Genomic DNA, 23,600 nt, shown 5'->3' with positions numbered 1-23,600 from the left:
GGTCGGCAGTGCGTCGCGAGGTAGCGTCCCGCGGTCGGCGAGGGCCGCGGCGGGCCGACGAGCGTCGCGCGGGAGCGCCGACCTCGGCCCGCGATGCTCCCACGGACGGGGCCTCCGCGGTCCCGTCCGGTAGCTCCGTGCGGCCCCTCCGCGCGGTTCGGAACCGCTTGTGGCGTCGGGGCCCGCCGCCTATCGTCGAAGCACCCGAGGCCGCCACCGGCCCTCCCGGTTCCCAAGGCTCCTCCAGGACGGGACGGCTGAGACGGCGGCCCGGTTTCTCATTGCCGGAGCGCGCCCGGGGCGTTCCTTCATGTCCTGGGGGACAGCATGACGACATTGAGTGAGGGGCTGACGCGGGCCGCGACGCAGCCGGCCGCGGTCCGCGCCGCTGGGCCACCGCGTCGCCGCGACGGCGTGGTGACGGACTCCGATCTCCTGGAGGGGTGCCGCCGCGGTGAGCGGGACGCGTGGGCGCAGGTGGTCGAGCGCTACGAACGCCTCGTCTACACCGTCGCCCGGCGCGGAGGGCTCGATGCCGAGGACGCGGCGGACGTCACGCACGCGACGTTCGCTGCCCTGCTCGACGCTCTCCACCGGCTGCCCGAGGACCTGCGGCTCGCCTCCTGGCTGATGACCATGGCCCGCCGGCACGTGTGGAGCACCCGCACCATCCACGGGCACGAGCCCGTCGTCGACCCCCTGGCCGACCCCTTCGCCGACTGGGAGGTGGTCACCGCGCTCCACGACGCGCTGTCCGCCCTCGGCAGCACGAGCCGCGAGCTCCTCGTCGCCTTGTACTTCGAGGGGGCGGCGCCGAGGCACGCGGCGGTCGCGTCTCGCTTCGGCCACCCGGCCGCGACCATCGGGCCGGTGCGCGGCCGCTGCCTCCAGGAGCTGCGGATGATCATGGAGGAGGAGTGAGGACCGTCCGGCCGACGTTCACCGAGCTCGTCGACTGGCTCGACGGGCGGCTGGGGACCGGGGAGGCCGAGGCGGTGGCGTCGTTCGTCGCCGAGGGTGACCCGCTGACCTTGGAGAGCGTCGAGTGGATCCTCGCGTTCGTCGACGGCGCATCCTCGATGCCCCTGGAGCAACCCCCGCCCGAGCTCGGTGGTCGGTTGCGGGGGATCTTCGACCGCCTGCACGGGGCCCGTCGCGACCGCGACTGGTCCGACGCGACGCTGCTGTACGACGCCCGGTCGGGTGGCGCGCCGTCGGGCGAGCCGTCCCGTGCCGGGCGCGGCGTGCACCGGGCCTTCGAGAGCGAGCTGGGTCGCTTCGTCCTGGACGCCACGACGACCGGCAGGGGTGAGGTCGACGTCGAGGGCCTCGTCCTGCTGCCCGCCGACTCGTGGGGAGTGGACCTCGCCTTCCTGGCGAGCGGCACCTTGCGGCGGGCGCTCCACAGCGCGCGCGACGGCCGGTTCCGGGCACGCGGCCTGCCGGTCGAGGTCGACGAGCTCTGGCTGACCTCCGGGTCCACGCGGGTCCGCGCCGTGCTCGACCTCCGGCTCTGAGCCGGTCCCCACGCGCGCTCGGCCGGGCCCGCTGGGATGATGCCGGCGTGAGCACCGACCTGTACGCCGTCACCGTCCTCGGCCACGACCGTCCCGGCATCATCGCCGCCACCACGGCCGGCCTCGCGGAGCTCGGGCTCAACATCGAGGACTCCACGATGACCCTGCTGCGGGGTCATTTCGCGATGATGCTGCTGTGCCGAGGCGGCTCCGACGCGGCGGCCATCGAGCGGGCCCTCGCGCCGCTCGCCGCCGACGGCGACCTCGACGTCGCGGTCCGCCCGGTGACCGACGCGCCCGCGCCCGCAGCCGGAGGCAGCGCCTGGGTGCTGACCGTGCACGGCGGCGACCGTTCGGGCATCGTGTCGGCCGTCGTCGCCGAGGTCGCCGCGGCCGGGGGCAACATCACCGACCTCACCACCCGCCTCGCGGGGGACCTCTACCTGCTCGTCGCCGAGCTCGACCTCCCGGCCGGCTCCGACGTCAGCGCGGTCGAGGGAGCCATCCGCGCCTCGGCCGAGCGGCTCGGTGTCACGGCCACGCTGCGCCCTGCCGAGGCCGACGAGCTGTGACGTCGGAGCAGGGGAGCGCCCGGGTCGCAGGCTGGTCCGAGACCGAGCTCGGCGTCGACGGCAGGGTGCTGGACGTCGTACGGGCTCCGGACGGGGTGCTGTCGGCTCGCGGTGCCGACGTCGACCCGACGGCCGCCGACGTCGTGCAGCTGGCCGCGGACCTCGTCGCGACCATGCGGGTCAGCCCCGGCTGCGTCGGCCTCGCCGCCAACCAGGTCGGCGTCGGTGTCCGGGTGTTCTGCGTCGACGTCACCGAGCACCCCAAGACCCGCACGCGCCACGGCACCTTCGTGCTGTGCAACGCCGAGGTCGTCGAGTCCAGCCGCAACGAGAAGGCCCGCGAGGGCTGCATGAGCGTCCCCGACCTCACCGGCGACGTGAAGCGGGCGTCGCGCCTGACGGTGCGTGGTCAGCTGCCGGGGACGGGTGAGACCGTGTCGTTCGCGACCGATGCGTTCGAGGCGCGGGCGCTGCAGCACGAGATCGACCACACCGACGGGTTCTTGTTCCTCGACCGGGTCGCCGGCGCGCACGCGATCTATCCTCGCCAGACCTACCTGTAGGCGTCCTGCAGGAACGGCCCCCGTATCCCAATCGGTAGAGGAAGCCGCCTTAAAAGCGGCCCAGTCTGGGTTCGAGCCCCAGCGGGGGCACCTCGAGCTCGCCGTGTGTCGCGGCCGCTGACGCGCGGGCGGGCCGCCCGCGCCCGGCGATGAGGGTCAGCGCGAACCAGAGCTCGAAGGCGAAGATGGGTACGGCGCACCCCGCTGCCACCGCGCCGCGCGCAGGGATGAGCGCGAACAGCTGGGCCAGGTCACTGGCGAGGACGAGGCAGCCGCCCACGAGGCCCAGCCCAGCCAGTCTGCGACCGACGAACCCGGACGACCAGAGCAGTGACGCCAGCACGAGGGTGTTGACGCCGATCACCAGTCCCTGGCCGAGCAGGAAGGCTGCGGCGTGGAGCGCGATGAGGTCGTCGGTGGGGCGGCCGGTGTCGGCGACGACCGCCATGGGCAGTGTGCCGGCGACGATCGCCGCCGCCTCGACGGCGCGCAGCTGGGCGAAGGCCTGCGCCCGGGCGGGGCCGAACGGCGACAGGACCTGGGCGAGCAGCACTCCGGTGCCGGCACAGCCCAGGGCCAGGCCCAGCTCGAGGACGATGCCGGCCCTGACGGCGACGGGGTCACGGCCGTCGCCGTAGGCGACGAGGGCGAGGACCGAGGTGACGTGGGTGACGAGGTAGAGCACGCCGGCGATCCGTGCGTACCGGCGATGACGTGGGTTCACGGCAGTGCTCCTTCATGGTGTACGGCGTATACCTCGGGAGCGACGAGCGTAGGTATACGGTGTAGACGTGTCAAGCCCCAACGCCCCGGCCCGCGCGGCCCTCAGTCGCGACCGGATCCTCGACGCGGCGATCGCGACGGCGGACGGAGACGGCCTCGACGCCGTCAGCATGCGGCGCCTCGCGGGGCTGCTCGGCGTCACTCCGATGGCGCTCTACAAGCACCTCGAGAACCGCGACCGGCTCGTCGACGCGATGGTCGACCGGGTCGTCGGCGAGATCCGCGCGGGCGCACCGGACCCGGAGTGGAAACGGGCCGTGCGTCGCCGGATCCTCGACGCGCGCGAGGTCGCTGGGCGACATTCCTGGCTGCCGGACGCCATCGAGAGCCGGGTCGTGGCGACCCCGACGCTCCTGGCCTACCTGGACGACCTGATCGGGATCATGCTGGACGGCGGGCTGTCCGCCGACTTGGTCCACCACGCCATGCACGCGCTGAGCGTGCGGATGTGGGGCTTCACTCGCGACGTCGTCCCCATGCCCCCCCTGCCGGACGAGCCGGCAGCGCGCGCCCAGGCGCTGGCGACCTACGCCGCGTCGTACCCCTCCATCATCCGGATGGCGACCACGGCGCCGGCCGCCGGCGCGGGCTGTGATGCCGACGCCGAGTTCGCGTTCGCCCTCGACCTGTTGCTCGACGGAGTCGAGCGCCTCCACGCGCTCGGGTGGGCGTCCGGCTGACCCGCCTTCTGCTCAGAGCAGAACTCCTCCCGGACGCCCCGGGCGGGCCGATCGGCCGACCTACGATGAGGCATGGCCGAGGAGCAGAACGCGGCGGAGCCGCTGTGGCGGGACCTGGTGGGACGACGGCTGCGCGACCTGCGCCGGGAGCGCGGCGAGACGCTGACCGAGACCGCGGGACGGGCCGGCATCTCGCCGCAGTACCTCTCCGAGATCGAGCGCGGCGTCAAGGAGCCGAGCAGCGAGATGATCGCGGCCGTCCTCGGCGCCCTCGGCACGACGCTGCTCGACCTCACCACCTCGGTCGCCGGCGACCTCCGCCCGCTCGCCGCACCGGTCGCGGTCGGCGGGGCCTACGCCCTCGCGCTCGCGGCCTGACCCGCCGCTGCGACCACCGCGGGCCCGCGCTCCTCGATCACGTGGTCGATCAGCCCGTACTCCCGCGCAGCTGAGGCCGTGAAGACCCGGTCGTGGTCGGTGTCGGCCCGCAGCGTCGCGGTGTCCTGTCCGGTGTGCCGCGACAGGATCTGCTCGATGTCGGCACGCACCCGCACCACCTCGTCGGCCTGCAGGATCAGGTCGGGGATCGCGCCCCGGCCCTGCGCGGCCGGCTGGTGCAGGACGACCCGCGCGTGGGGGAGCGCCGACCGCTTTCCCGCCGCTCCCGAGGCCAGCAGCACGGCGCCGACCGCGATCGCCTGGCCGATGCAGGTGGTGGCGACCTGCGGCCGGATGAACTGCATGGTGTCGTGCACCGCCAGCATCGCGCTCGGGTCGCCGCCCTCGCAGTTGATGTAGAGCTGGATGTCGCGGTCCGGGTTGTCCGCCTCCAGGTGCAGGAGCTGGGCCACGAGCGAGTTCGCGACGCCCGCGTCGATCGCCGTGCCGAGGTAGACGACGCGCTCGGTGAGCAGGTGCGAGTAGACGTCCATGATCCGCTCGCCCCGCGGGTGCTGGGCGATCACGTTGGGGACCAGGTAGGAGCTCATCGACCGACCCCCAGGCCCAGCGGTGCGCGCCGGGGCGGCACGAGGACGTCGTAGGACGCCACGATCTCGTCGACGAAGCCGTACTCCAGCGCCTGCTGGGCGGAGTACCACCGGTCGTGCAGCGAGTCCTCGAAGACGCGCTCCAGCGGCTGCCCGGTGTCCTCGGCGATGAGGGCGAGCACCGTGTCGCGGGTCTGGCGCAGGTCCTGGGCCTGCAGCTCGATGTCGACGGCGGTGCCGCCGATGCCGGCCGAGCCCTGGTGCATGAGGACCCGGGCGTGGGGGAGCGCGCGGCGCTTGCCGCGGGTCCCCGAGGACAGCAGGAACTGCCCGGCGCTGCAGGCGATGCCGAGCGCGAGCGTCGCGACGTCGCACGGCACCAGCCGCATCACGTCGCGGATCGCGAGCATCGCGGGCACGGAGCCGCCGGGCGAGTGGATCCACAGCGCGACGTCCGCGCCGGGGTCGTCGGCGGCGAGCGCCACCAGCTGGCTGGCCAGCAGCACGCCGTTGTCGTCGTCGAGAGGGCCGTCGAGCACCAGCACGCGCTGCTGGAGCAGCTCGCGTCGTACCCGGTCGTCGAAGGTGCGGGGTCGGTTGTCGTCGCTCATGACGCCACTGTCGACGGCCGGCGCGGGGCGCAGAAGGCGGATCCGCCCACGGCAGCGGGGCGCTGCCCACAGCAGCGCTTGACTTCATGTCCACCTGAAGCGGGACAGTGGTCGCATGCACCGTCACGAGCACCACCGCGACCAGACCCTCGACGAGCTGCGGGACGCGCTGAGCGCCGGCTTCTGGGACGAGCGGTACGGCGGCGCCGACCGCGTCTGGAGCGGCCGGCCCAACCAGCGCCTGGTCGAGCAGGTCGCCGACCTCACGCCCGGCACGGCGCTCGACGTCGCCTGCGGCGAGGGCGGCGACGCCGTGTGGCTGGCGAAGCAGGGCTGGCGGGTGACCGCCGTCGACGTGTCGGAGGTGGCGCTCGGCAAGCTCGCCGCGCACGCCGAGGACGAGGGCGTCGGCGACCGCATCAAGGTCGGCTTCTACGACGCGCTGGCCGACCCGCGCCCCGCCGGCCGCCACACCTTCGACCTGGTGACGGTCAGCTTCCTCCACGTGCCGCTGCCGGACTTCCCCGCGATCTACCGCGGGATCGCCCGCGCGGTCGCCCCGGGCGGTCGGCTGCTCGTCACCGCGCACCACCCCGACGACGTCACCACCGGCGCCCGCCACGACCACGGACCGGGCCTGATGTTCGAGCCGGACCGGGTGCTCACGACGCTCGGCGCCGACCGGCCGGACGGCGCTTGGGAGGTCGAGGTCGCCGACACGCCCGTGCGCGAGCAGGCCACCCCCGAGGGCCCGCTGCTGGTCCGCGACACGGTGGTGCGGCTGCGTCGTCGTACCTGATCGGCAGGTTGGGGAACCTTCCCCGGTTGTCGTGCGTTCCTCCGACATCGAGACACCTAGACTGTAGGTGGAGGGCAGCCACCGTGGCCGCCCGGCAGACTCGCAAGCCTGCGGAGGAGACCATGCAGAGCAACAACCCGGTGTTCCGGCGCTCGGAGGAGTTCAACCGCTCCGGAGCCGCGGCCTACCAGGGCTTCGGCGAGCCGCAGCAGTACGGCGGTTACGCCCAGCCCGGCTACCCGGCGCCCGAGGCACCCACCCGCCAGGGCCGGATGACCATCGACTCGGTCGTGCAGTCGACCAGCATCACGATCGCCATCACGATCGTCGCCGCGGCCGTCACGTGGCTGGTCACCCCGGCGATCAGCCCCGAGACGGGCATCCCGTCGAGCGTGCTCGCGGCCTCCGCCATCGGTGGTGGCGCGGCGTTCCTCCTGTCGCTGGTCAACTCCTTCAAGCGGATCATCAGCCCCGGGCTGGTCATGGCGTTCGCCGTGGCCGAGGGTGTCGCGCTCGGCGCGATCAGTGAGCTCTTCAACGCGGTCTACGGCGGCGGCATCATCGTGCAGGCCGTGATCGGCACCTTCGCCGCCTTCGCCGGCACCCTGGCCGCCTACAAGGTCCTCGACATCCAGGTCGGCCAGAAGTTCCGCACCTTCGTGGTCGCCGCGATGTTCGGCATGGTCGCCCTCAGCCTGCTCGAGGTCGTCCTCGGCCTCTTCGGCAACGGGCTCGGCCTGTTCGACGACGGTGCCCTGGGCCTCGTCTTCGCCATCGCCGGCCTGGTCCTCGGCGTGTTCATGCTGATCCTCGACTTCGACTTCGTCGAGCAGGGCGTGCGCAACGGCCTCCCGGAGCGCGAGTCGTGGCGGGCCTCCTTCGGCCTGCTCGTCAGCCTGGTCTGGATCTACACCAACCTGCTGCGGATCCTCGCGATCCTCCAGCAGGACTGACGGTTCGGCGCTCCCGCGTCGCACGCCGGCCCCGGCTCCACCTCGGTGGGGACCGGGGCCGTCGTGCGTCCGGAGCCCGAGTCCTCAGGCCGGGTTCGGGGCGCTCTCGTGCTCCTCGGGCGCCTCGCCGGGGACGTGGCGGCGCGAGCGGCGGTGCCGCAGCTCGACCCACAGGCCGCGCACGCCGGCGCGGCGGCCGCCGACCTCGGTGCCACCGAGCTCGGTGCCGGGCTCGTTGACGGCCTGGACGGCGGCGCGGGTGACGGGCAGGACGCCCTCGCCGCGGAAGGCCTCGAGGCCCGTCTCCTCGCCGGTCGGCTCCAGTGCGGCCAGCACCGACGGCACGAGCACGCCGGCCAGCGCCCGGTAGCCCTCGGCCGACGGGTGGAACTGGTCCGGGCCGAAGAGCAGGGCCGGGGCGGCCGCGAATTCGGGGCCGAGGATGTCGCCGAGGGACACGGTGCGGCCGCCCTCCTCGACGACCGCGATGGTCTGGGCGGCGGCGAGCCGGCGCGACCAGGCCCGTGCGACCTGGCGCAGCGGCGGAGCGATCGGCTGGATGGTGCCGAGGTCGGGACAGGTGCCGACGACCACCGTGGCGCCGGCAGCGATCAGCCGGCGTACGCCGTCCGCGAGCGCGCGCACGGAGTGCGAGGGCCGCACGGTGTGGGTGACGTCGTTGCCGCCGATCAGGATGACGGCGACCTCGGGCTCGATCGGCAGGGCCCGGTCGACCTGGGCGGCGAGGTCGGAGGACTTGGCGCCGACCACGCAGAACTCGCGCAGGTAGACACGCCGGTCGGCGTGCTCGGCGACGGCAGTTCCGATCAGGGCGCCCGGCGTTTCCTCCACCCGCTCGACACCGTAGCCGGCGGCGCTGGAGTCGCCGAGGACCGCGATCCGGATGGCCGGTCCGGGGCGGCCGCGGCCGTACCAACCGGTCGCGTCAGGCGGCGGTTCGTCCCGCGCGGGGCCGATCGTCTTGCGGGCGAGCCTCGCCTCGGCGGACAGCACGCCGTAGAGACCGGCGCCGAGGGCAGACAGCCCGCCCCCGCCGTACAGCGCGGCGGCGGCGAGCTTGCGGGCTGCGGACGCCTTGCTCACGCACGCCATGCTACGGATCCACCGATACGGTGGGGGCATGGAGTACGTCGAGTCCCTGCTGGAGCTGATCGGCAACACCCCGCTGGTCCGGCTCAACCGTTCCCTCGACCTGCCCACCGACGGACCGTTGGTGCTGGCGAAGGTCGAGTACCTCAACCCCGGCGGTTCGGTGAAGGACCGGATCGCCACCCGGATGATCGAGGCCGCCGAGGCATCCGGCGCCCTGCAGCCCGGGGGCACGATCGTCGAGCCGACGTCCGGCAACACCGGCGTCGGGCTGGCGATGGTGGCCCAGCAGAAGGGCTACAAGTGCATCTTCGTGTGCCCCGACAAGGTCAGCGAGGACAAGCGCAACGTCCTCAAGGCCTACGGCGCCGAGGTGGTCGTGTGTCCCACGGCCGTCGCCCCCGAGCACCCCGACTCCTACTACAACGTGTCCGACCGGCTGGCCAACCAGCCCGGGGCGTGGAAGCCCGACCAGTACTCCAACCCGCACAACCCGCGCTCCCACTACGAGGAGACCGGCCCCGAGCTGTGGCGCCAGACCGAGGGGCGGATCACCCACTTCGTCGCGGGCGTCGGCACCGGCGGCACCATCTCCGGCATCGGCCGGTACCTCAAGGAGCAGAACGCCGACGTCCAGGTCGTCGGCGCCGACCCCGCTGGCTCGGTCTACTCCGGCGGCACCGGCCGCCCCTACCTCGTCGAGGGGGTCGGCGAGGACTTCTGGCCCGAGACCTACGACCGCGGCGTGGCCGACCGGATCATCGAGGTCTCCGACGCCGACTCGTTCGCCTTCACCCGCCGCCTGGCCCGCGAGGAGGCGCTGCTGGTGGGCGGTTCCTCCGGCATGGCCGCGTACGCCGCACGCCAGCTCGCGCAGGAGCTCGCTGCCGAGGGCAGGAACGACGCGGTCATCGTCGTCCTGCTGCCCGACTCCGGTCGCGGCTACCTCAGCAAGGTCTTCAACGACGACTGGCTGGCCCAGTACGGCTTCAGCACCGGCCAGCCGCGGCCGGCGCAGACCGTCGGCGAGGTGCTGCGCAGCAAGTCGAAGGGCATGCCCGCGCTCGTGCACACGCACCCCAACGAGACCATCGCCGAGGCGGTCCAGATCCTCCAGGAGTACGGCGTCTCGCAGATGCCCGTCGTGCGGGCCGAGCCCCCGATCGTGGCTGCCGAGGTCGCCGGCTCCGTCTCCGAGCGGGCGCTGCTCGACGCGCTGTTCACCGGCAAGGCGAAGCTGACCGACTCGGTCGAGCAGCACATGTCGGCGGCGCTGCCGACCATCGGCTCCACCGAGGACGCGACGGCCGCGGTGCCCCTGCTCGAGTCCGCGGACGCCGTGCTGGTCCACGAGGACGGCAAGCCGGTCGGGGTGCTCACCCGCCACGACCTGCTGAACTTCCTCGCGCGTGGCTGACGCAACCGGGCTGGCCGGGCTGACCGGGCTGGCCGGGCTGACCGGGCCGGTCCGTGCGGCGACGCCGGAGGACGTCCCCGACGTCCTCCGGCTGATCCGTGCCCTCGCCGCCTACGAGCGCGAGCCGGACGCGGTGGAGACCACGGAGGCCGACCTGCACCGCTGGCTGTTCGGGGACGACCCGGTGGCCAGCGTGCTGGTCGCCGAGGACGGCGGCCCGCAGGGCCGGGTGGTCGGCATGGCGTTGTGGTTCCGCACCTACTCGACCTGGACCGGGACCCCGGGGATCTACCTCGAGGACCTCTTCGTCCAGCCCGACCAGCGGGGCAAGGGGCTGGGCAGGGCGCTGCTCACCGCCCTCGCCCGGATCGCCGTGGAGCGCGGCTACCGGCGCGTCGAGTGGGCGGTGCTGGACTGGAACACGCCGTCGATCGAGTTCTACGAGTCGCTCGGCGCGCACCCGATGGACGAGTGGACGACCTACCGGCTGACCGGCCAGGCGCTCGCGGAGCTGGGAGCCCAGTAGCGGCAGGTGTGGTGGGCGGTGAGTCCCAGCGCCTCCCAGAACGCCCGCCCGCCGGGGTTGTCGGTCTCGACGTGCACCCAGGCCGTCATCGCGCCCTGCTCGGCCGCCCAGCCGAGGAGCTCGCCGACCACGGCCGTCGCGAGGCCGCGCCTGCGGTGGGCCGGGTCGACGGTGACCGCGTGCAGACCGACCCAGTCGCCGTCGACGGTGGCCCGAGCCTCGGCCACCGGGTCGCAACCGGCGTCCACCGACGCGACCGCGCGAACGCCGACGGCGGAGAGCTCGACGTCGTGCGCCGAGCGGGGCAGCGAGCGTCGCAGGCGGGCCACGGAGCCGAGCAGGAAGTCCGACTCGCCGTACTCCAGCCGCTGCCAGCCCGCCCCCGCGAACGCCCCCTCGACCGCCGAGTCCGCCTCCACCTGCACGAGTGGGTCGCGGCCCCGATCGGCGTAGAACGCCTCGACGGCGGCCAGCGCCTCGGGGAACGGGCGGCCCGGATCGCCGATCGCCAGGCACGAGTTGGCCCGTTTGAGCAGGCGGCCGACCGGAGCGCGGTCCGAGCGCAGCTCCCACTCGCCCAGCGGCTCGCGGTCGACCGTGGTCCACAGCCCGCCGGTGCGCGACTCGGCGTCGCGGACGCCGACCCGCAGCCGGGCGGCGGGGCGCGGGGGGACCGGCTTGCCGGACACGATGTCGGCGATCTCGATGCTCACCGTGGCGCCCGTCTCCGGCTGGACGACGCACACGCCGTCGGCCCACGACAGGCAGGTGCCGAGCACGTCGGTGAAGGCCGGTCCACCGCTCGGCCCGCTCACCCCGCGAAGCAGCCGTCGTACGACGACGCGTTGGCCCACCACGTGGGGGCCGAGCAGGTGCTGGCCCGGTCCGTGTCCATTTTCCTGGGGTCCTGACGCGTCGGGCACGACGGGGATACTAGGCTGAGCCCCGACACGAAACACTTTCGTGTCGAGCATCCGCGCTCGTTGGTCTCAGGAGGAATCGATGACCTACGTCATCTCGCAGCCGTGCGTCGACGTCAAGGACCGTGCGTGCGTCGACGAGTGTCCCGTCGACTGCATCTACGAGGGCAAGCGGATGCTCTACATCCACCCCGACGAGTGCGTCGACTGTGGTGCCTGCGAGCCGGTCTGCCCGGTCGAGGCGATCTTCTACGAGGACGACGTCCCGGAGGAGTGGAAGGACTACTACGACGCCAACGTGAAGTTCTTCGACGACCTCGGCTCGCCCGGCGGTGCCGCCAAGATGGGCGAGATCGACAAGGACGCCGCGTTCGTCGCTGCGCTCGAGCCGCAGAACCAGGACCACTGAGGGGCCGACCGAACCGCGATGGTGACACTGGGTGCCGTCTCGGGCCGGCTGCCCGACTTCCCCTGGGACAAGCTGCCCCAGTACGCCGCGCAGGCGCGTGAGCACGCCGACGGGATCGTCGACCTGTCGATCGGTACGCCGGTCGACCCGACGCCCGAGGTCGCCCGCGCCGCGCTGACGGCGGCCGTCGACTCCCCGGGGTACCCGCTCACCATCGGCACGCCCGAGGTCCGGCAGTCGGTCGTCGACTGGCTCGCCGGCACCCACGGCGTGACCGGGCTGGGCCTCGACCAGGTCCTCCCGCTGATCGGCTCCAAGGAGTTCATCGCCTCGCTGCCCTCCTACCTCGGCCTCGGGCCGGGCGACCTGATCGGCTACCCGGCACTGGCCTACCCGACCTACGAGGTCGGCGCCGCGCTGGTCGGCGCGAAGGCCGTCGCCACCGACTCACTCACCGCCTTCGGCCCCGAGACGCCGAAGCTGCTGTGGGTCAACTCGCCCTCGAACCCGTCGGGCCGGGTGCTCCCGGACGAGCACCTCAAGAAGGTCGTCGACTGGTGCCGCGAGCGCGGCGTGCTGCTCGTGTCCGACGAGTGCTACCTCGACTGCGTGTGGGAGGGCGAGGCACGCTCCGTCCTCCACCCCGACATCTCGGGCGGCTCGGCCGAGGGCATCCTCGTCGTCCACTCGCTGTCGAAGCGCTCCAACCTCGCCGGCTACCGCTGTGCGTTCGTCGCCGGCGACCGCGACGTGATCGCCGAGCTGCTCGCGGTCCGCAAGAACATGGGCCTGATGATGCCCGCGCCGCAGCAGCACGTCATGGCGGCCGTCCTCGGCGACGAGGTGCACGTCAAGGAGCAGCACGAGCGCTACCGCGCGCGCCGTACAACGCTCCGCGCGGCGCTCGAGGCCGCGGGCTACACGATCGACCACTCCGAGGCCTCGCTCTACCTGTGGACCACGAAGGGGCCCGACGGCCCCGACTGCTGGCAGATGGTGGCCGACCTCGCCGCCCAGGGCATCCTGGTGGCGCCGGGCACCTTCTACGGCGCGGCCGGCTCCCACCACGTCCGGATCGCGCTGACCGCGACGGACGAGCGGATCGCCGCCGCGGCCGCGCGGCTCACGGCCTGAGGAGTCCGTCCCTAGGCGGGGATCGTCGCCAGCACCCCCAGCATGTGGTTCATCACGGCGAGGTGCTCGGCGGCCGGGCTGAACATCACCAGCTCGGCGTCCTCCTCGACCCGCACCGTGTGCCCGGCCGGCCAGTGCACGACCTCGCCGGCACTGCAGGTCTCGGTCGAGCCGTCGCCGTACGTCACGACGACGCGACCCCGCACCAGGTAGCCCCAGTGCGCGGCGAAGCACAGGCCGTCGTCGAGACCGGCGAGGAGCGGCGCGACGTCGACGCCGGCGGCCAGCCGGAGGTGCTCGGCCGCGAGCGGGCCGTGGGCGGTGCCGAAGTCGCCGAGGTGGCGGGCGGTGGCGCCCAGGGCGTTCATCTTGATCGGTAGGTCGTCGGTCCTCACGTGCATGGCGGTTCCTTCCTCGGGGAGCGGTTCACCCCTGAGGCGTGACAACCGGTGTCACAATGCGACATGGCCCCCGACGACCTCGAGCGGCAGGCGCTCGAGCGGTACGCCGCGGGCGACCTCGAGGGCGCGGTCGCGGCCTGGGAGCAGATGTACGACGCCCACCTGGCCGCCGGCGAGACGGGCGCCGCTGCCCGGGCCGGCGCCCTCGTGGCGCTCAACCTGCTCTGCGAGACCGGTCTGCTCGCGCCGGTCCGGGGCTGGACCGCGCGGGTGCGCCGGCTGCTCGGCGACGCCGACCCGGGACCGGTGCACGCGCTGCTCGCGGTCATCCGCACCTACGAGCGGTTCCTCTCCGGTGACCCGGACGGTGCCCTCGGACCGGCCCGCGAGGCGGTCGCCCTCGGTGAGGAGTTCGGCGTCGACCCGGCCCGCGGGCTGGGCCGGGTCGCCCTGGCCCGGCTCGCCATCCACCGCGGTGACGTCGACGAGGGGATCGACCTGCTCGACGAGCTGGCGGTCGACCTCGCGGCCGGCTCCTTCGACCCGCTCACCACCGGCAACGTCTACTGCGAGCTGATCTGCGCCGCGCTGTGGCTCGGCCGCCACGACCGGGCCCGGGAGTGGACCGACGTGATGGAGCGCTGGCGGCACGGCCCGGCGTTCGGTGCCACCCACGGCCGCTGCCGGGTGCACCGGGCCGAGCTGCTCCGGTTCTCCGGTCCGGCGGACGCCGCCGAGGCGGAGGCGCTGGCGGCGTGCGACGAGCTGCGTCCGTGGCTGCGCCGCGAGTACGGCTGGCCGCTCGTCGAGCTCGGGAACGTCCGGCTGCGTCGTGGCGACCTCGACGGTGCCGAGGCCGCCTACCGCGAGGCCCACGAGCACGCCTGGTCACCCCAACCCGGGCTGGGGCTGCTGCGGCTGGCCCGCGGCGACGTCGCCGGTGCGGCGGCGATGGTGCGCGACGAGGTCGCGCACCCGATGGACGTGCCGTGGAAGGAGCGCCCGCCCTTCGGCGACCTGCGGCTGGTGCCGCTGCTCGCCGCTCAGTCCGAGATCGCCGTGGCCGCGTCCGACGCCGCAGCAGCCGAGCACGCTGCTGCCGAGCTGGAGCGGATCGTCGCCCGCTACCCGAGCACGGCCCTGCACGCCGACGCCGCCCTCGCCCGGGCCCGCGCTGCGCTGCTCGGCACGGATCCCTCGCTGGCCCTCGGGCCCGCCCGGACCGCCGTCGCCGCGTGGGCCGACCTGGCGGCGCCCTACGACGCCGCGTGCGCGCGACTCGTGCTCGGGCACGCCCACCGCGCGTGCGGTGACGAGGAGCTGGCGCGGCTCGAGTGGGAGGCCGCGGCCGCCGCCTTCGCGTCCTTCGGCGCCGTGGGCAGGGCAGCGGAGGTGGCAGAACTGCTGGGCGACCGGGGCACGCCGAGCGCCGGCCGTGCCGCCACCCTGGTCCGTGACGGCGACCGCTGGCGCCTGGGGTACGACGGCACCGAGGCCTGGCTGCCCGACCTCAAGGGCGTGCAGCTGCTCGCCCAGCTGCTGGCCAGCCCCGGCCGCGAGGTCCCGGCGCTCGACCTGGCCGGCGCCGGGCTGGTCGAGCAGGGGTTGCCGGTGCTCGACGACGAGGCGCGGGCGTCGTACCGCCGACGGCTGGCCGAGGTCGAGGACGACCTGGCCGAGGCTGAGCGCGACCACGACGAGGCGCGGCGGCAGCTCGCCCAGCGCGACCGTGACTACCTGCTCGCCGAGCTCGCCGGCGCGGTCGGCCTCGGCGGCCGCGCGCGGGTCACCGGCGGCACCGCCGAGCGCGCGCGGACCAGCGTCACCCGGTCGCTGCGCTACGCGCTGGCGCGGATCGCGGAGGTGCACCCCGAGCTCGGTGGCCACCTGAGCCGGGCCGTGCGGACCGGCGCCTGCTGCAGCTACGTGCCCGACCCGGTCGTGCCGCTGACCTGGGAGGTGGTCACCTGAACACGTCGACGCGGACGTGGTCGCGGTCGGCGGCGGCGTCGTCCCGGCGCCACCCGTCGCGGCCGGCGGTCCACACCATCGTGTCGAAGCGCACGGTGCGCACCTCGAGCCGCGCGGCGTTCGCGACCGTCCAGTGCGCGATCGCCCAGCCCCGCACGGTGCCCGCCCTGCCCCGCGCGGCGACGACGTCCACGCCGCGGCCACCGGTCGGGTTCTCGCCGAAGGTCAGCCGCCCGAAGTGCCTCAGCAGCTCCTTGCGCACCGCGTCGGCCCGCGGCGTCAGCCCGGTCCCGGTGAGCTCGGCGTCGGCGGTCGGGGCGCCACCGGCGAGGTCGCAGCTGAACGTGGCGGGGGAGTGGCCCGACAGCGCCGAGGCCAGCGCGCGGCCGTCGGCCTCGTGGTCGGCGTACGCGTCGGGGAAGGCGGAGCGCTGCACCCGCTGGGCCGCGACCGTGATCTCCATGGTCTGGTAGCCGTCGACCTTCACCAGCGCGTCGTAGAACGCATTGGTCGCGTACTCCGGGTCCAGGATCTGCTCGCGGGTGCCCCAGCCCTGCGAGGGGCGCTGCTGGAACAGGCCGAGCGAGTCGCGGTCCCCGTAGTCGATGTTCTGCAGCTTCGACTCCTGGTAGGCCGTCGCGAGCGCGATCGACGTCGCCCGGGCGGGCAGCCCGCGGCGGACGGCGATCGAGGCGATCAGCGCCGCGTTCTCGGCCTGCTCGCCGCTGATGTCGACGGTGTGACCGCCGACGGTGACCGTGCAGTCGCCGCTCGGGCCGCCCACGAGCTCGTCGGTGGCCCGGAGCACGCCGATGCCGATCGCCACCGCGGTCGCGAGGACCGTGACGGCGACGACGACGCCCCAGGCCCTGCGCTTCACGGGACCAGTGTGCGTGGGGGGTGGTGACGCGGCGGTACGGCGAGCAGCGCGCTCAGTTGGCGTGCAGCGCGGCGTTCAGGGCGATCCCCTCGCCCTGCCACGGAACCGCCTCGATCGTGCCGGAGACGGAGTTGCGGCGGAACAGCACGTTGCTGGCGCCGGACAGGTCGGCCGCCTTCACGACGCGGGCGTCCCGGCCGGGCTCGAGCACGGTGACCTTGGTGCCGGCGGTGACGTAGCAGCCGGCCTCGACGACGCAGTCGTCGCCGAGCGAGATGCCGATGCCGGCGTTGGCGCCGAGCAGGCAGCGCTGGCCGACCGAGATGACCTGCTTGCCGCCGCCGGACAGGGTGCCCATGATCGAGGCGCCGCCGCCGATGTCGGAGCCGTCGCCCACGACGACCCCGGCCGAGATCCGGCCCTCGACCATCGAGGTGCCGAGCGTGCCGGCGTTGAAGTTGACGAAGCCCTCGTGCATGACGGTGGTGCCCGCGGCGAGGTGTGCGCCGAGGCGGACCCGGTCGGCGTCGGCGATCCGCACACCGGCGGGGATGACGTAGTCGACCAGGCGCGGGAACTTGTCGACGCCGTACACGGTGACGTGCTGGCCCGCGGCCTGCAGCCGGAGGCGGGTGAGCTCGAAGCCCTCGACCGCGCACGGGCCGGCGGAGGTCCACACCACGTTGGTCAGCAGGCCGAAGATGCCGTCGAGGTTCTGCCCGTGCGGCTGGACCAGCCGCGTCGACAGCAGGTGCAGGCGCAGCCAGACATCGGTGGTGTCAACGGGGGCGGCGGCCAGGTCGGCGATCTCGACCAGGTTGACCTTGCGGGTGACCCCACGCGCCTCGTCGGTGCCCTCGAGCGCGACCAGCTCGGCGGGAGCCTGCGCGTCGGCGGGCTTCTCGCCCAGCGCGGGGGCGGGGAACCAGGTGTCGAGAACGGTCTGGTCGGCGGCGTAGGTCGTCAGGCCGAAGCCCCAAGCGGCAGTCACGTGAGGAGATTCTAGGTGCTGCGGGGAACCGGGGACGCGTCGGCGTCGTCCGACGGACATGCCTCTCGGACCCCGCCACCTGCTCGCGCCCCTGATGCTCGTGCTGTTCCCGCTCGCAGGCTGCGGCGACGACGGACCGGTCCGCCTCGAGGTGACCGTGCAGGGCTGGAGCGGCTGGTCGCGCGAGCAGCCCGCGCCCGTCGTCACGACCCACGAGCTCGACGAGGGCGAGACCTTCACCGTCGACCTCGTCGGGTACGACGACGTCGTCGTCACCGTCGTCCAGGTCGACGGTGACCAGGTGGCGCTGGAGACCAGCAGGCCGATGGCGGCGGAGGGCGAGGACGGCGGCTTCGACGTGGCCGACCCGTGCACCGCCTTCTCCCTCGAGCGCGGCGGCTCGGTCGGCTTCGGCACGCCCACGCTGGACGCGGGCTCGACGATCACCGTCGCGGAGCGGTGATCAGCCCTCCGCCAGGATCGCGAGCTGGCGTCCCTGCGCGATCAGCCGGCCCTGCTCGTCCCACAGCTCGACGTCCTCGTCGTGGTAGCCGGCGATGACGTGGCGGGTCACGACGTGACCCAGCGCCCACACCGTCTCCGGGCGCCGTCGGTAGTGGACGGTGAGCTGGATGGTGGCCGAGGCGAGGTGCCCGATCTCGGCGGTCACCGGCGGGAAGGCGTCGATCATCGCGCCGGCCAGCAGCGCGTCGACCGGCTGCTCGTCGACCGCGCGGATCCAGCACAGCGACTCGGTGACACCGCTGGGCTCGCCGCGCAGCCAGCCGGCGACGACGGGGGCACGGTAGCTGTAGCGGTCGAGGATCGGCACCATCCCGGCCGGGATCAGCTCGCTCGCGTCGGCGCACTCCTCGGGACGCGGCACGACGGGTGCGGCGTGCGGCGTGTGCTCGACCGTCCCCGTGGCGTCCCAGTCGTGGGTGCTGACGACGGCGTGCGCGACCTCCTTGCCGTCCTGCACCAGGACGGCGTCGTACGTCGACACGCGGCGCCCCTTGCGGACCTCCCGGACCCGGATGTCGGCCGGGCCGGGGAGGGCCGGGCGGAAGTAGGTGATCGAGATGCTCAGCGCGTCGGGGTGGGCCGACTCCTGGAGCACGGCGTGCTGCAGCAGCGCCAGCACGTAGCCGCCGTTCGGCGTCTGGTTCGCGGTGTTCCAGTCGGCGGTGACGTGGACCCGGTGCACGCCGTCGCCGAGGGGCTGCGACGCCACGGCGTCGTCGAGGAGGTGGCTCACCCCTCCATCGTGCCGGAGCGCGGGGACAGCGACGACGTGGCGGTGCTCACGCCGGTCGGCTGGCGGTGACGCCGTCGATGCGCTCGCGCAGCAGGTCGGCGTGCCCGCAGTGCCGGGCGTACTCCTCGACCATGTGCACGAGGATGTCGCGCACGGGCGTGGTCGCGCCGTCGCTGTTGTAGACCACGACCCGGGCCATGGCGGCATCGTCCTGGGCGTCCAGCCACTCATCGGCACGGGCCACCTGCCGGCGCCACTCGGCGAACGCCTCGTCGACGCACTCCTGCGTGCCGACGGCGGCGTTGAAGTCGAGGTCCTGGTCGGCCGGGTCGGTGAACGGGCGCGGCTCGTCGAGGTCGGCCTGGAGCGCGCGCCGGAACCAGGCCTGCTCGACGTACGCCAGGTGCCGGACCAGCCCCAGCAGGCTCAGGGTGCTCGGTGGAACCGACCGGCTCGCCAGCTGCACCGGGTCCAGCCCGGAACAGGACCGCTCCAGCGTCGAGCGGTAGTGGTCGAGGTGGTCGCGGTAGTTCGCCAGCTCGCCCGTCCCGCCCGTCTCGCCGGTCGCGCCGGTCACCGCGGGCTCACTCGCCGGTGACGCCGTCGATGCACTCGCGCAGCAGGTCGGCGTGGCCGCAGTGCCGGGCGTACTCCTCGACCATGTGCAGCAGGATGTCGCGGATGCTCGAGGTCTCGGTGCCCTGGCGGAAGGTCACCACCTGGCCCAGGCCCTCGTCGGTCAGCCGGTCCAGCCACGCGTCGGCCAGCGTGACCTGGTGGCGCCAGGCCGCCCACGCCTCGCTCACCGCCGCCTCGGTCGGCTCGACGACGGCGAACCCGGCGTCCCCGTCGTCGTACAGCCGCTCGCCCTCGACCTCGACCAGCGCCCGCTGGAACCAGAAGTGCTCCACCCGCGCCAGGTGCCGGACCATGCCCAGCAGGCTCATCGAGCTCGGCGGCACCGAGCGGGTCGCCAGCTGCTCGGGCGTCAGCCCGGCGCACTTGCGCTCCAGGGTCTCGCGGTAGTGGGTGAGGTACTCGCGCAGGTTCGCCAGCTCGCCGGTCATGGGCTCACCGTAGGCCAGCGCGCAATCCGGTTTCCCCTACGGCGGCCGCTCGCCGTACGCTTGGCGCACAGCGTTCGAGCCGTCATCAGCGGCGAGCTCCGGGAAGAAAGCCACCACCAGTCGGCGGGGGTCAGTAGAACCCGGCGGGCAGGCCCGTCACAGCCGTGAACGAAGTGGTCCCCGAGCGGGACAAGCAGGGTGGTACCGCGGTCCTGAGGATCGTCCCTGGGTTTCGACAAGCTCAACCAACGAAATCCCAGACGCAGGAGACCGAAGCCCGATGACCTATCCGAAGGTCACCACCGACCCGACCGCCGGCCAGGGTGCCGTCCCGAGCTCGCCGCGGTTCCCCCGCATCGAGGAGGGCGTGCTCGCCTACTGGGCCGAGGACGACACCTTCCGTGCGAGCGTGGAGCAGCGCGACCCCGGCGCCAACGGCGAGAACGAGTTCGTCTTCTACGACGGCCCGCCGTTCGCCAACGGCCTGCCGCACTACGGTCACCTGCTGACCGGGTACGTCAAGGACATCGTGCCGCGCTACCAGACGATGCGCGGCAAGCGCGTCGAGCGCCGCTTCGGCTGGGACACCCACGGCCTGCCCGCCGAGCTCGAGGCGATGCGCCTCAACGGCATCAAGACGACCGACGAGATCGTCGAGATGGGCATCGACAAGTTCAACGACGCGTGCCGGGCGTCGGTGCTCAAGTACACCGGTGAGTGGCGCGACTACGTCACCCGCCAGGCGCGCTGGGTCGACTTCGACAACGACTACAAGACCATGAACCCCGAGTTCATGGAGTCGGTGCTGTGGGCCTTCAAGAGCCTGTTCGACAAGGGCCTGGTCTACGAGGGCTTCCGTGTGCTGCCCTACTGCTGGAACGACGAGACCCCGCTGTCCAACCACGAGCTGCGGATGGACGACGACGTCTACCAGATGCGGCAGGACCCCGCGGTCACCGTCGGCTTCGACGTCACGACCCCCGGTGAGCTCCAGGGCGCCAAGCTGCTGATCTGGACCACGACCCCGTGGACCCTGCCGAGCAACCTCGCGGTCATGGTCGGCTCCGACATCGACTACGTCGTCGTCGAGCACGACGGCGAGCGGTTCGTGCTGGCCGAGGCCCGGCTGTCGGCCTACGCCCGCGAGCTGGGCGAGGAGCCCACGATCACCTGGCGGGGCAAGGGCTCCGACCTGCTGGGCCTCACCTACGCCCCGCCGTTCTCCTACTTCGCCGGCCACGAGAACGCCTTCCGCGTGGTCGCCGCCGACGAGGCCGTCACCACCACCGACGGCTCCGGCCTGGTGCACAGCGCCGGCGCGTTCGGTGAGGTCGACAAGGAGGTGACCGACCGCGAGGGCATCGAGGCGGTCATGCCGGTCGGCAAGGACGGCCGGTTCACGGCACCCGTCACCGAGTACGCCGGGATGCTGGTCTTCGACGCCAACCCGCACATCATCGACGACCTCAAGGCCGGCACCGGTGCGGTGACGCCCGGCACCGTGCTGCTGCGCCGCGAGACCTACGACCACTCCTACCCGCACTGCTGGCGCTGCCGCGAGCCCCTGATCTACAAGGGCGTGAGCAGCTGGTTCGTCGAGGTCACCGCGTTCAAGAAGCGGATGGCGGAGCTCAACCAGGAGATCCGCTGGGTCCCCGAGCACATCAAGGACGGCCAGTTCGGCAAGTGGGTCGACAACGCCCGCGACTGGTCGATCACCCGCAACCGGTTCTGGGGCTCGCCCGTCCCGGTGTGGAAGTCCGACGACCCGGCGTACCCCCGCATCGACGTCTACGGCTCCTTCGAGGAGATCGAGCGCGACTTCGGGCGGCTGCCGCTCAACGCGCAGGGCCAGCCCGACCTGCACCGGCCCTGGGTCGACGACCTGACCCGCCCCAACCCGGACGACCCGACGGGTCGCTCGACGATGCGCCGCGTCGCCGACGTCCTCGACGTGTGGTTCGACTCGGGCTCGATGTCGTTCGCGCAGGTCCACTACCCGTTCGAGAACTCCGAGTGGTTCGAGCAGCACTTCCCGGCCGACTTCATCGTCGAGTACATCGGCCAGACCCGCGGCTGGTTCTACACGCTGCACATCCTGGCCACGGCGCTGTTCGACAAGCCGGCGTTCTCGTCGTGCATCAGCCACGGCATCGTGCTCGGCTCCGACGGCAACAAGATGTCGAAGTCGCTGCGCAACTACCCCGACGTCTCCGAGGTCTTCGACCGCGACGGCGCCGACGCGATGCGCTGGTTCCTGATGGCCTCGCCGATCCTGCGCGGAGGCAACCTGGTCGTCACCGAGCAGGGCATCCGCGACGCCGTGCGCCAGGTGATGATCCCGCTGTGGAACACGTGGTACTTCTTCGCGCTCTACGCCAACGCCGAGCAGTACACCGCCACCGGCCGCACCGACTCGACCGACCCGCTCGACCGCTACCTGCTGGCCAAGACCCGGCAGTACGTCGAGAAGCTCACCGCCGAGCTCGACGACTACGCGATCGCCGACGCCTGCGAGACGACCCGGTCCTTCCTGGACGTGCTGACCAACTGGTACGTCCGCCGCTCCCGTGAGCGGTTCTGGGAGGGCAAGCCGGAGGCGTTCGAGACCCTCGCCGCCGTCCTCGACGTGGTCTGCCGGGCCGTCGCCCCGCTGCTGCCGCTGACCACCGAGGAGATCTGGCGTGGCCTGACCGGAGGTCGCTCGGTGCACCTGGCCGACTGGCCCGACGTGTCCGCGCTGCCGGCCGACGACGCCCTCGTGGCGGCGATGGACGAGGTCCGCGAGGTCTGCTCGACCACGTCCGCGCTGCGCAAGGCCGCCAAGCTGCGCAACCGGCTGCCGCTGTCCGGCCTGACCGTCGTCGTGTCCGACCCGGCCGCGCTGGAGCCGTTCGCCGCGATCGTCGCCGACGAGCTCAACCTCAAGTCGGTGCGGCTCGTGGGCGCCGACTCCGACGAGGCCGCCGGCTACGGCGTCGAGCAGAAGCTCTCCGTCAACGCCCGGGCCGCCGGTCCCCGCCTCGGCAAGGACGTCCAGCTCGCCATCAAGGGCTCCAAGTCCGGCGACTGGTCGGTCGACGCGTCCGGTGCCGTGGTCGCCGGCGGGCTGGCGCTGGTCGAGGGCGAGTACACGCTCGAGACCGTCGCCGGAGACGCCGCCGAGGGCACCGCCACCGGCATGCTGCCCGGCGGTGGCTTCGTCGTCCTCGACACGGTCGTCACCCCCGAGCTCGCCGAGGAGGGCCTGGCCCGCGACCTGGTCCGTGCCGTCCAGCAGGCGCGACGCGATGCCGACTTCCAGGTCACCGACCGGATCGAGCTCGTGGTCTCCGGCACCGCGGCCGTGCTCGCCGCGGCTCGCGCCCACGAGGCTCTGATCGCGGGGGAGACCCTCGCGACGTCGTACGCCGTGGCCGAGGAGGCGCCCGCCGGCGCCACCGAGGTCGTCGTCGGCGACGGGGAGAAGGCGGCCATCGCGGTCGCACTCGCCTGAGCGGCGGCTGATCGAGCCGACGGCCGGTCATGACCTCGCAGGTCACGGCCGGCCGTCGTGCATCCGCCCGACGACGTCCGTATGCACACCCTCGCCCGCGGCGAACGCCGGACACCGCGCGGACGCATCCGCTAGCGTCCGCCGCATGGGGACCTTCGTGCGCTGGATCCAGCTCGCCGTGCTCACCGCGCTCGTCGGCGCGACCCTGTCCGTCGTCGCCGCGCCCGCCCGGGCGGCCGGACGCACCTGCGTCGAGGACGTCGAGTACGTCCTCGAGGCACAGGGGATGACCTGCCGGTTCGCGAAGCGCCTGATCGCCGACGCCGGTGACATCGGGCAGGCACAGTACGAGAGCAGCGAGTGCGCCCACGCCAACGACACCGGCGGCGAGTGCCAGGCATACCGGACGACCTTCCGGCAGGGGAGGTTCCGGTGCACCTACCGCTACTACCCGTGGGACTACATCACTCGCACCGTCTGCCGCCACGTCGGCAAGCCGAAGCGACGCTGGGCCCGCGAGGAGAGCGCCTGAGCCGGGTCGGGCCACAGCGAC

General features: G+C 73.1%; 27 protein-coding genes and 1 tRNA gene. 17 read left to right on the top strand and 11 right to left on the bottom strand.

The window, feature by feature from the left end; translation table 11 throughout:
• Nucleotides 1-327: 327 nt before the first annotated feature.
• The 5 genes from BJ958_RS11615 to BJ958_RS11595 all read left to right on the top strand — a co-directional run bounded on the left by BJ958_RS11615 (nt 328) and on the right by BJ958_RS11595 (nt 2,742).
• Entirely contained in the window at nt 328-921 is a 594-nt protein-coding gene (locus tag BJ958_RS11615; protein WP_179726977.1) for an RNA polymerase sigma factor, read from the top strand.
• The gene (locus tag BJ958_RS11610; protein ID WP_179726976.1) at nt 918-1,517 is read left to right on the top strand and encodes a hypothetical protein; all 600 of its coding nucleotides are present in this window, start codon (nt 918-920) and stop codon (nt 1,515-1,517) included. Before BJ958_RS11615 ends, BJ958_RS11610 begins: the two co-directional genes overlap by 4 nt.
• Before the next feature lie 47 nt (nt 1,518-1,564).
• Nucleotides 1,565-2,089: a glycine cleavage system transcriptional repressor gene (locus BJ958_RS11605; RefSeq protein WP_343052651.1), complete on the top strand. Its 525-nt coding sequence runs from the start codon at nt 1,565-1,567 to the stop codon at nt 2,087-2,089.
• Entirely contained in the window at nt 2,086-2,652 is a 567-nt protein-coding gene (locus BJ958_RS11600) for a peptide deformylase (RefSeq protein WP_179726975.1), read from the top strand. Before BJ958_RS11605 ends, BJ958_RS11600 begins: the two co-directional genes overlap by 4 nt.
• Before the next feature lie 16 nt (nt 2,653-2,668).
• Nucleotides 2,669-2,742, top strand: a tRNA-Leu gene (locus tag BJ958_RS11595).
• Here the strand turns inward: BJ958_RS11595 and BJ958_RS29305 are convergent.
• Nucleotides 2,702-3,337, bottom strand: a complete 636-nt coding sequence (locus BJ958_RS29305; RefSeq protein ID WP_379145620.1) for a DUF4386 domain-containing protein — start codon at nt 3,335-3,337, stop codon at nt 2,702-2,704. The genes BJ958_RS11595 and BJ958_RS29305 overlap by 41 nt on opposite strands.
• 106 nt (nt 3,338-3,443) lie before the next feature.
• On the opposite strand from BJ958_RS29305, the gene BJ958_RS11585 reads away from it, so the two are divergent.
• Together BJ958_RS11585 and BJ958_RS11580 are read left to right on the top strand one after the other, a co-directional pair.
• On the top strand, nt 3,444-4,115 hold the full coding sequence (locus BJ958_RS11585; protein WP_218865709.1) for a TetR/AcrR family transcriptional regulator C-terminal domain-containing protein: 672 nt from the start codon (nt 3,444-3,446) through the stop codon (nt 4,113-4,115).
• Nucleotides 4,116-4,187: 72 nt separating this feature from the next.
• Nucleotides 4,188-4,493 (top strand): helix-turn-helix domain-containing protein, encoded by a 306-nt coding sequence (locus BJ958_RS11580; RefSeq protein WP_179726974.1) that lies wholly within the window; start codon nt 4,188-4,190, stop codon nt 4,491-4,493.
• Here BJ958_RS11580 and BJ958_RS11575 read toward each other — a convergent pair.
• Both BJ958_RS11575 and BJ958_RS11570 read right to left on the bottom strand, forming a co-directional pair.
• Complete coding sequence (locus tag BJ958_RS11575) at nt 4,469-5,104, bottom strand: ClpP family protease (protein WP_179726973.1); 636 nt, start codon at nt 5,102-5,104, stop codon at nt 4,469-4,471. The two genes, BJ958_RS11580 and BJ958_RS11575, sit on opposite strands and share 25 nt — an antisense overlap.
• Nucleotides 5,101-5,715, bottom strand: coding sequence for a ClpP family protease (locus BJ958_RS11570; RefSeq protein WP_179726972.1), 615 nt, complete (start codon nt 5,713-5,715; stop codon nt 5,101-5,103). Before BJ958_RS11570 ends, BJ958_RS11575 begins: the two co-directional genes overlap by 4 nt.
• Before the next feature lie 115 nt (nt 5,716-5,830).
• Here BJ958_RS11570 and BJ958_RS11565 point away from each other — a divergent pair, with 115 nt between their 5' ends.
• Nucleotides 5,831-6,514: a class I SAM-dependent methyltransferase gene (locus BJ958_RS11565; protein WP_179726971.1), complete on the top strand. Its 684-nt coding sequence runs from the start codon at nt 5,831-5,833 to the stop codon at nt 6,512-6,514.
• Nucleotides 6,515-6,636: 122 nt separating this feature from the next.
• The gene (locus BJ958_RS11560) at nt 6,637-7,467 is read left to right on the top strand and encodes a Bax inhibitor-1/YccA family protein (RefSeq protein WP_179726970.1); all 831 of its coding nucleotides are present in this window, start codon (nt 6,637-6,639) and stop codon (nt 7,465-7,467) included.
• Nucleotides 7,468-7,551: 84 nt separating this feature from the next.
• Here the strand turns inward: BJ958_RS11560 and BJ958_RS11555 are convergent, their stop codons facing one another.
• Nucleotides 7,552-8,571, bottom strand: coding sequence for a GDSL-type esterase/lipase family protein (locus BJ958_RS11555; RefSeq protein ID WP_179726969.1), 1,020 nt, complete (start codon nt 8,569-8,571; stop codon nt 7,552-7,554).
• Nucleotides 8,572-8,608: 37 nt separating this feature from the next.
• On the opposite strand from BJ958_RS11555, the gene BJ958_RS11550 reads away from it, so the two are divergent.
• Nucleotides 8,609-9,994 carry a cystathionine beta-synthase gene (locus BJ958_RS11550; protein WP_179726968.1) on the top strand — a complete coding sequence of 462 codons (1,386 nt, stop codon included), beginning with the start codon at nt 8,609-8,611 and terminating at the stop codon, nt 9,992-9,994.
• The gene (locus BJ958_RS11545; protein WP_343052650.1) at nt 9,987-10,520 is read left to right on the top strand and encodes a GNAT family N-acetyltransferase; all 534 of its coding nucleotides are present in this window, start codon (nt 9,987-9,989) and stop codon (nt 10,518-10,520) included. The genes BJ958_RS11550 and BJ958_RS11545 overlap by 8 nt, the downstream gene beginning before the upstream one ends.
• Here the strand turns inward: BJ958_RS11545 and BJ958_RS11540 are convergent.
• Nucleotides 10,475-11,443: a GNAT family N-acetyltransferase gene (locus tag BJ958_RS11540; RefSeq protein ID WP_179726967.1), complete on the bottom strand. Its 969-nt coding sequence runs from the start codon at nt 11,441-11,443 to the stop codon at nt 10,475-10,477. The genes BJ958_RS11545 and BJ958_RS11540 overlap by 46 nt on opposite strands.
• A 79-nt stretch (nt 11,444-11,522) precedes the next feature.
• Here BJ958_RS11540 and fdxA point away from each other — a divergent pair, with 79 nt between their 5' ends.
• Both fdxA and dapC read left to right on the top strand, forming a co-directional pair.
• Entirely contained in the window at nt 11,523-11,849 is a 327-nt protein-coding gene (gene fdxA / locus BJ958_RS11535) for a ferredoxin (RefSeq protein WP_179726966.1), read from the top strand.
• 18 nt (nt 11,850-11,867) lie between these two features.
• Nucleotides 11,868-12,983, top strand: coding sequence for a succinyldiaminopimelate transaminase (gene dapC / locus BJ958_RS11530; protein ID WP_179726965.1), 1,116 nt, complete (start codon nt 11,868-11,870; stop codon nt 12,981-12,983).
• Between the two features lie 11 nt (nt 12,984-12,994).
• On the opposite strand, the gene BJ958_RS11525 is transcribed toward dapC, so the two are convergent.
• The gene (locus BJ958_RS11525; RefSeq protein WP_179726964.1) at nt 12,995-13,384 is read right to left on the bottom strand and encodes a cupin domain-containing protein; all 390 of its coding nucleotides are present in this window, start codon (nt 13,382-13,384) and stop codon (nt 12,995-12,997) included.
• A gap of 63 nt (nt 13,385-13,447) precedes the next feature.
• Here BJ958_RS11525 and BJ958_RS11520 point away from each other — a divergent pair, with 63 nt between their 5' ends.
• Nucleotides 13,448-15,355, top strand: coding sequence for an ATP-binding protein (locus BJ958_RS11520; protein WP_179726963.1), 1,908 nt, complete (start codon nt 13,448-13,450; stop codon nt 15,353-15,355).
• Here BJ958_RS11520 and BJ958_RS11515 read toward each other — a convergent pair.
• Both BJ958_RS11515 and dapD read right to left on the bottom strand, forming a co-directional pair.
• On the bottom strand, nt 15,348-16,235 hold the full coding sequence (locus tag BJ958_RS11515) for a VldE C-terminal domain-containing protein (RefSeq protein WP_179726962.1): 888 nt from the start codon (nt 16,233-16,235) through the stop codon (nt 15,348-15,350). The genes BJ958_RS11520 and BJ958_RS11515 overlap by 8 nt on opposite strands.
• 52 nt (nt 16,236-16,287) lie before the next feature.
• On the bottom strand, nt 16,288-17,226 hold the full coding sequence (gene dapD / locus BJ958_RS11510) for a 2,3,4,5-tetrahydropyridine-2,6-dicarboxylate N-succinyltransferase (RefSeq protein ID WP_343052649.1): 939 nt from the start codon (nt 17,224-17,226) through the stop codon (nt 16,288-16,290).
• 58 nt (nt 17,227-17,284) lie between these two features.
• Between dapD and BJ958_RS11505 the strand changes: the two genes are divergently transcribed.
• A complete protein-coding gene (locus BJ958_RS11505) occupies nt 17,285-17,689 on the top strand; it encodes a hypothetical protein (protein WP_179726960.1) in 405 nt (134 codons plus the stop codon).
• Here BJ958_RS11505 and BJ958_RS11500 read toward each other — a convergent pair whose 3' ends face one another.
• From BJ958_RS11500 to BJ958_RS11490, 3 genes are read right to left on the bottom strand one after another with little or no spacing between them, the layout of a single operon-like run.
• Nucleotides 17,690-18,484: an acyl-CoA thioesterase domain-containing protein gene (locus tag BJ958_RS11500; RefSeq protein ID WP_179726959.1), complete on the bottom strand. Its 795-nt coding sequence runs from the start codon at nt 18,482-18,484 to the stop codon at nt 17,690-17,692.
• Nucleotides 18,485-18,530: 46 nt separating this feature from the next.
• The gene (locus BJ958_RS11495) at nt 18,531-19,061 is read right to left on the bottom strand and encodes a mycothiol transferase (protein WP_179726958.1); all 531 of its coding nucleotides are present in this window, start codon (nt 19,059-19,061) and stop codon (nt 18,531-18,533) included.
• Between the two features lie 7 nt (nt 19,062-19,068).
• On the bottom strand, nt 19,069-19,551 hold the full coding sequence (locus BJ958_RS11490; protein ID WP_179726957.1) for a DinB family protein: 483 nt from the start codon (nt 19,549-19,551) through the stop codon (nt 19,069-19,071).
• A 280-nt stretch (nt 19,552-19,831) separates the two neighbouring features.
• Between BJ958_RS11490 and ileS the strand changes: the two genes are divergently transcribed.
• Entirely contained in the window at nt 19,832-23,047 is a 3,216-nt protein-coding gene (gene ileS / locus BJ958_RS11485) for an isoleucine--tRNA ligase (protein ID WP_179726956.1), read from the top strand.
• Nucleotides 23,048-23,192: 145 nt separating this feature from the next.
• Nucleotides 23,193-23,579, top strand: a complete 387-nt coding sequence (locus BJ958_RS11480; protein WP_179726955.1) for a hypothetical protein — start codon at nt 23,193-23,195, stop codon at nt 23,577-23,579.
• Nucleotides 23,580-23,600 lie beyond the last annotated feature (21 nt).

It is taken from the genome of Nocardioides kongjuensis (assembly GCF_013409625.1).
GTDB classification, from domain to species: Bacteria; Actinomycetota; Actinomycetes; order Propionibacteriales; family Nocardioidaceae; genus Nocardioides; species Nocardioides kongjuensis.
Note: the sequence above shows the minus strand (reverse complement) of the source record. Positions and strands in the feature narration are given on the sequence as shown.

Excerpts from the sequence above, each read along its gene's own strand:
- BJ958_RS11570 (WP_179726972.1), bottom strand. The coding sequence starts at position 5,715 with ATGAGCGACGACAACCGACCCCGCACCTTCGACGACCGGGTACGACGC.
- BJ958_RS11575 (WP_179726973.1), bottom strand. The coding sequence starts at position 5,104 with ATGAGCTCCTACCTGGTCCCCAACGTGATCGCCCAGCACCCGCGGGGC.
- BJ958_RS11615 (WP_179726977.1), top strand. The coding sequence starts at position 328 with ATGACGACATTGAGTGAGGGGCTGACGCGGGCCGCGACGCAGCCGGCC.
- BJ958_RS11480 (WP_179726955.1), top strand. The coding sequence starts at position 23,193 with ATGGGGACCTTCGTGCGCTGGATCCAGCTCGCCGTGCTCACCGCGCTC.
- BJ958_RS11490 (WP_179726957.1), bottom strand. The coding sequence starts at position 19,551 with ATGACCGGCGAGCTGGCGAACCTGCGCGAGTACCTCACCCACTACCGC.
- fdxA (WP_179726966.1), top strand. The coding sequence starts at position 11,523 with ATGACCTACGTCATCTCGCAGCCGTGCGTCGACGTCAAGGACCGTGCG.
- ileS (WP_179726956.1), top strand. The coding sequence starts at position 19,832 with ATGACCTATCCGAAGGTCACCACCGACCCGACCGCCGGCCAGGGTGCC.
- BJ958_RS11520 (WP_179726963.1), top strand. The coding sequence starts at position 13,448 with ATGGCCCCCGACGACCTCGAGCGGCAGGCGCTCGAGCGGTACGCCGCG.
- BJ958_RS11565 (WP_179726971.1), top strand. The coding sequence starts at position 5,831 with ATGCACCGTCACGAGCACCACCGCGACCAGACCCTCGACGAGCTGCGG.
- BJ958_RS11550 (WP_179726968.1), top strand. The coding sequence starts at position 8,609 with ATGGAGTACGTCGAGTCCCTGCTGGAGCTGATCGGCAACACCCCGCTG.
- dapC (WP_179726965.1), top strand. The coding sequence starts at position 11,868 with ATGGTGACACTGGGTGCCGTCTCGGGCCGGCTGCCCGACTTCCCCTGG.
- BJ958_RS11580 (WP_179726974.1), top strand. The coding sequence starts at position 4,188 with ATGGCCGAGGAGCAGAACGCGGCGGAGCCGCTGTGGCGGGACCTGGTG.
- BJ958_RS11560 (WP_179726970.1), top strand. The coding sequence starts at position 6,637 with ATGCAGAGCAACAACCCGGTGTTCCGGCGCTCGGAGGAGTTCAACCGC.
- BJ958_RS11525 (WP_179726964.1), bottom strand. The coding sequence starts at position 13,384 with ATGCACGTGAGGACCGACGACCTACCGATCAAGATGAACGCCCTGGGC.
- BJ958_RS11505 (WP_179726960.1), top strand. The coding sequence starts at position 17,285 with ATGCCTCTCGGACCCCGCCACCTGCTCGCGCCCCTGATGCTCGTGCTG.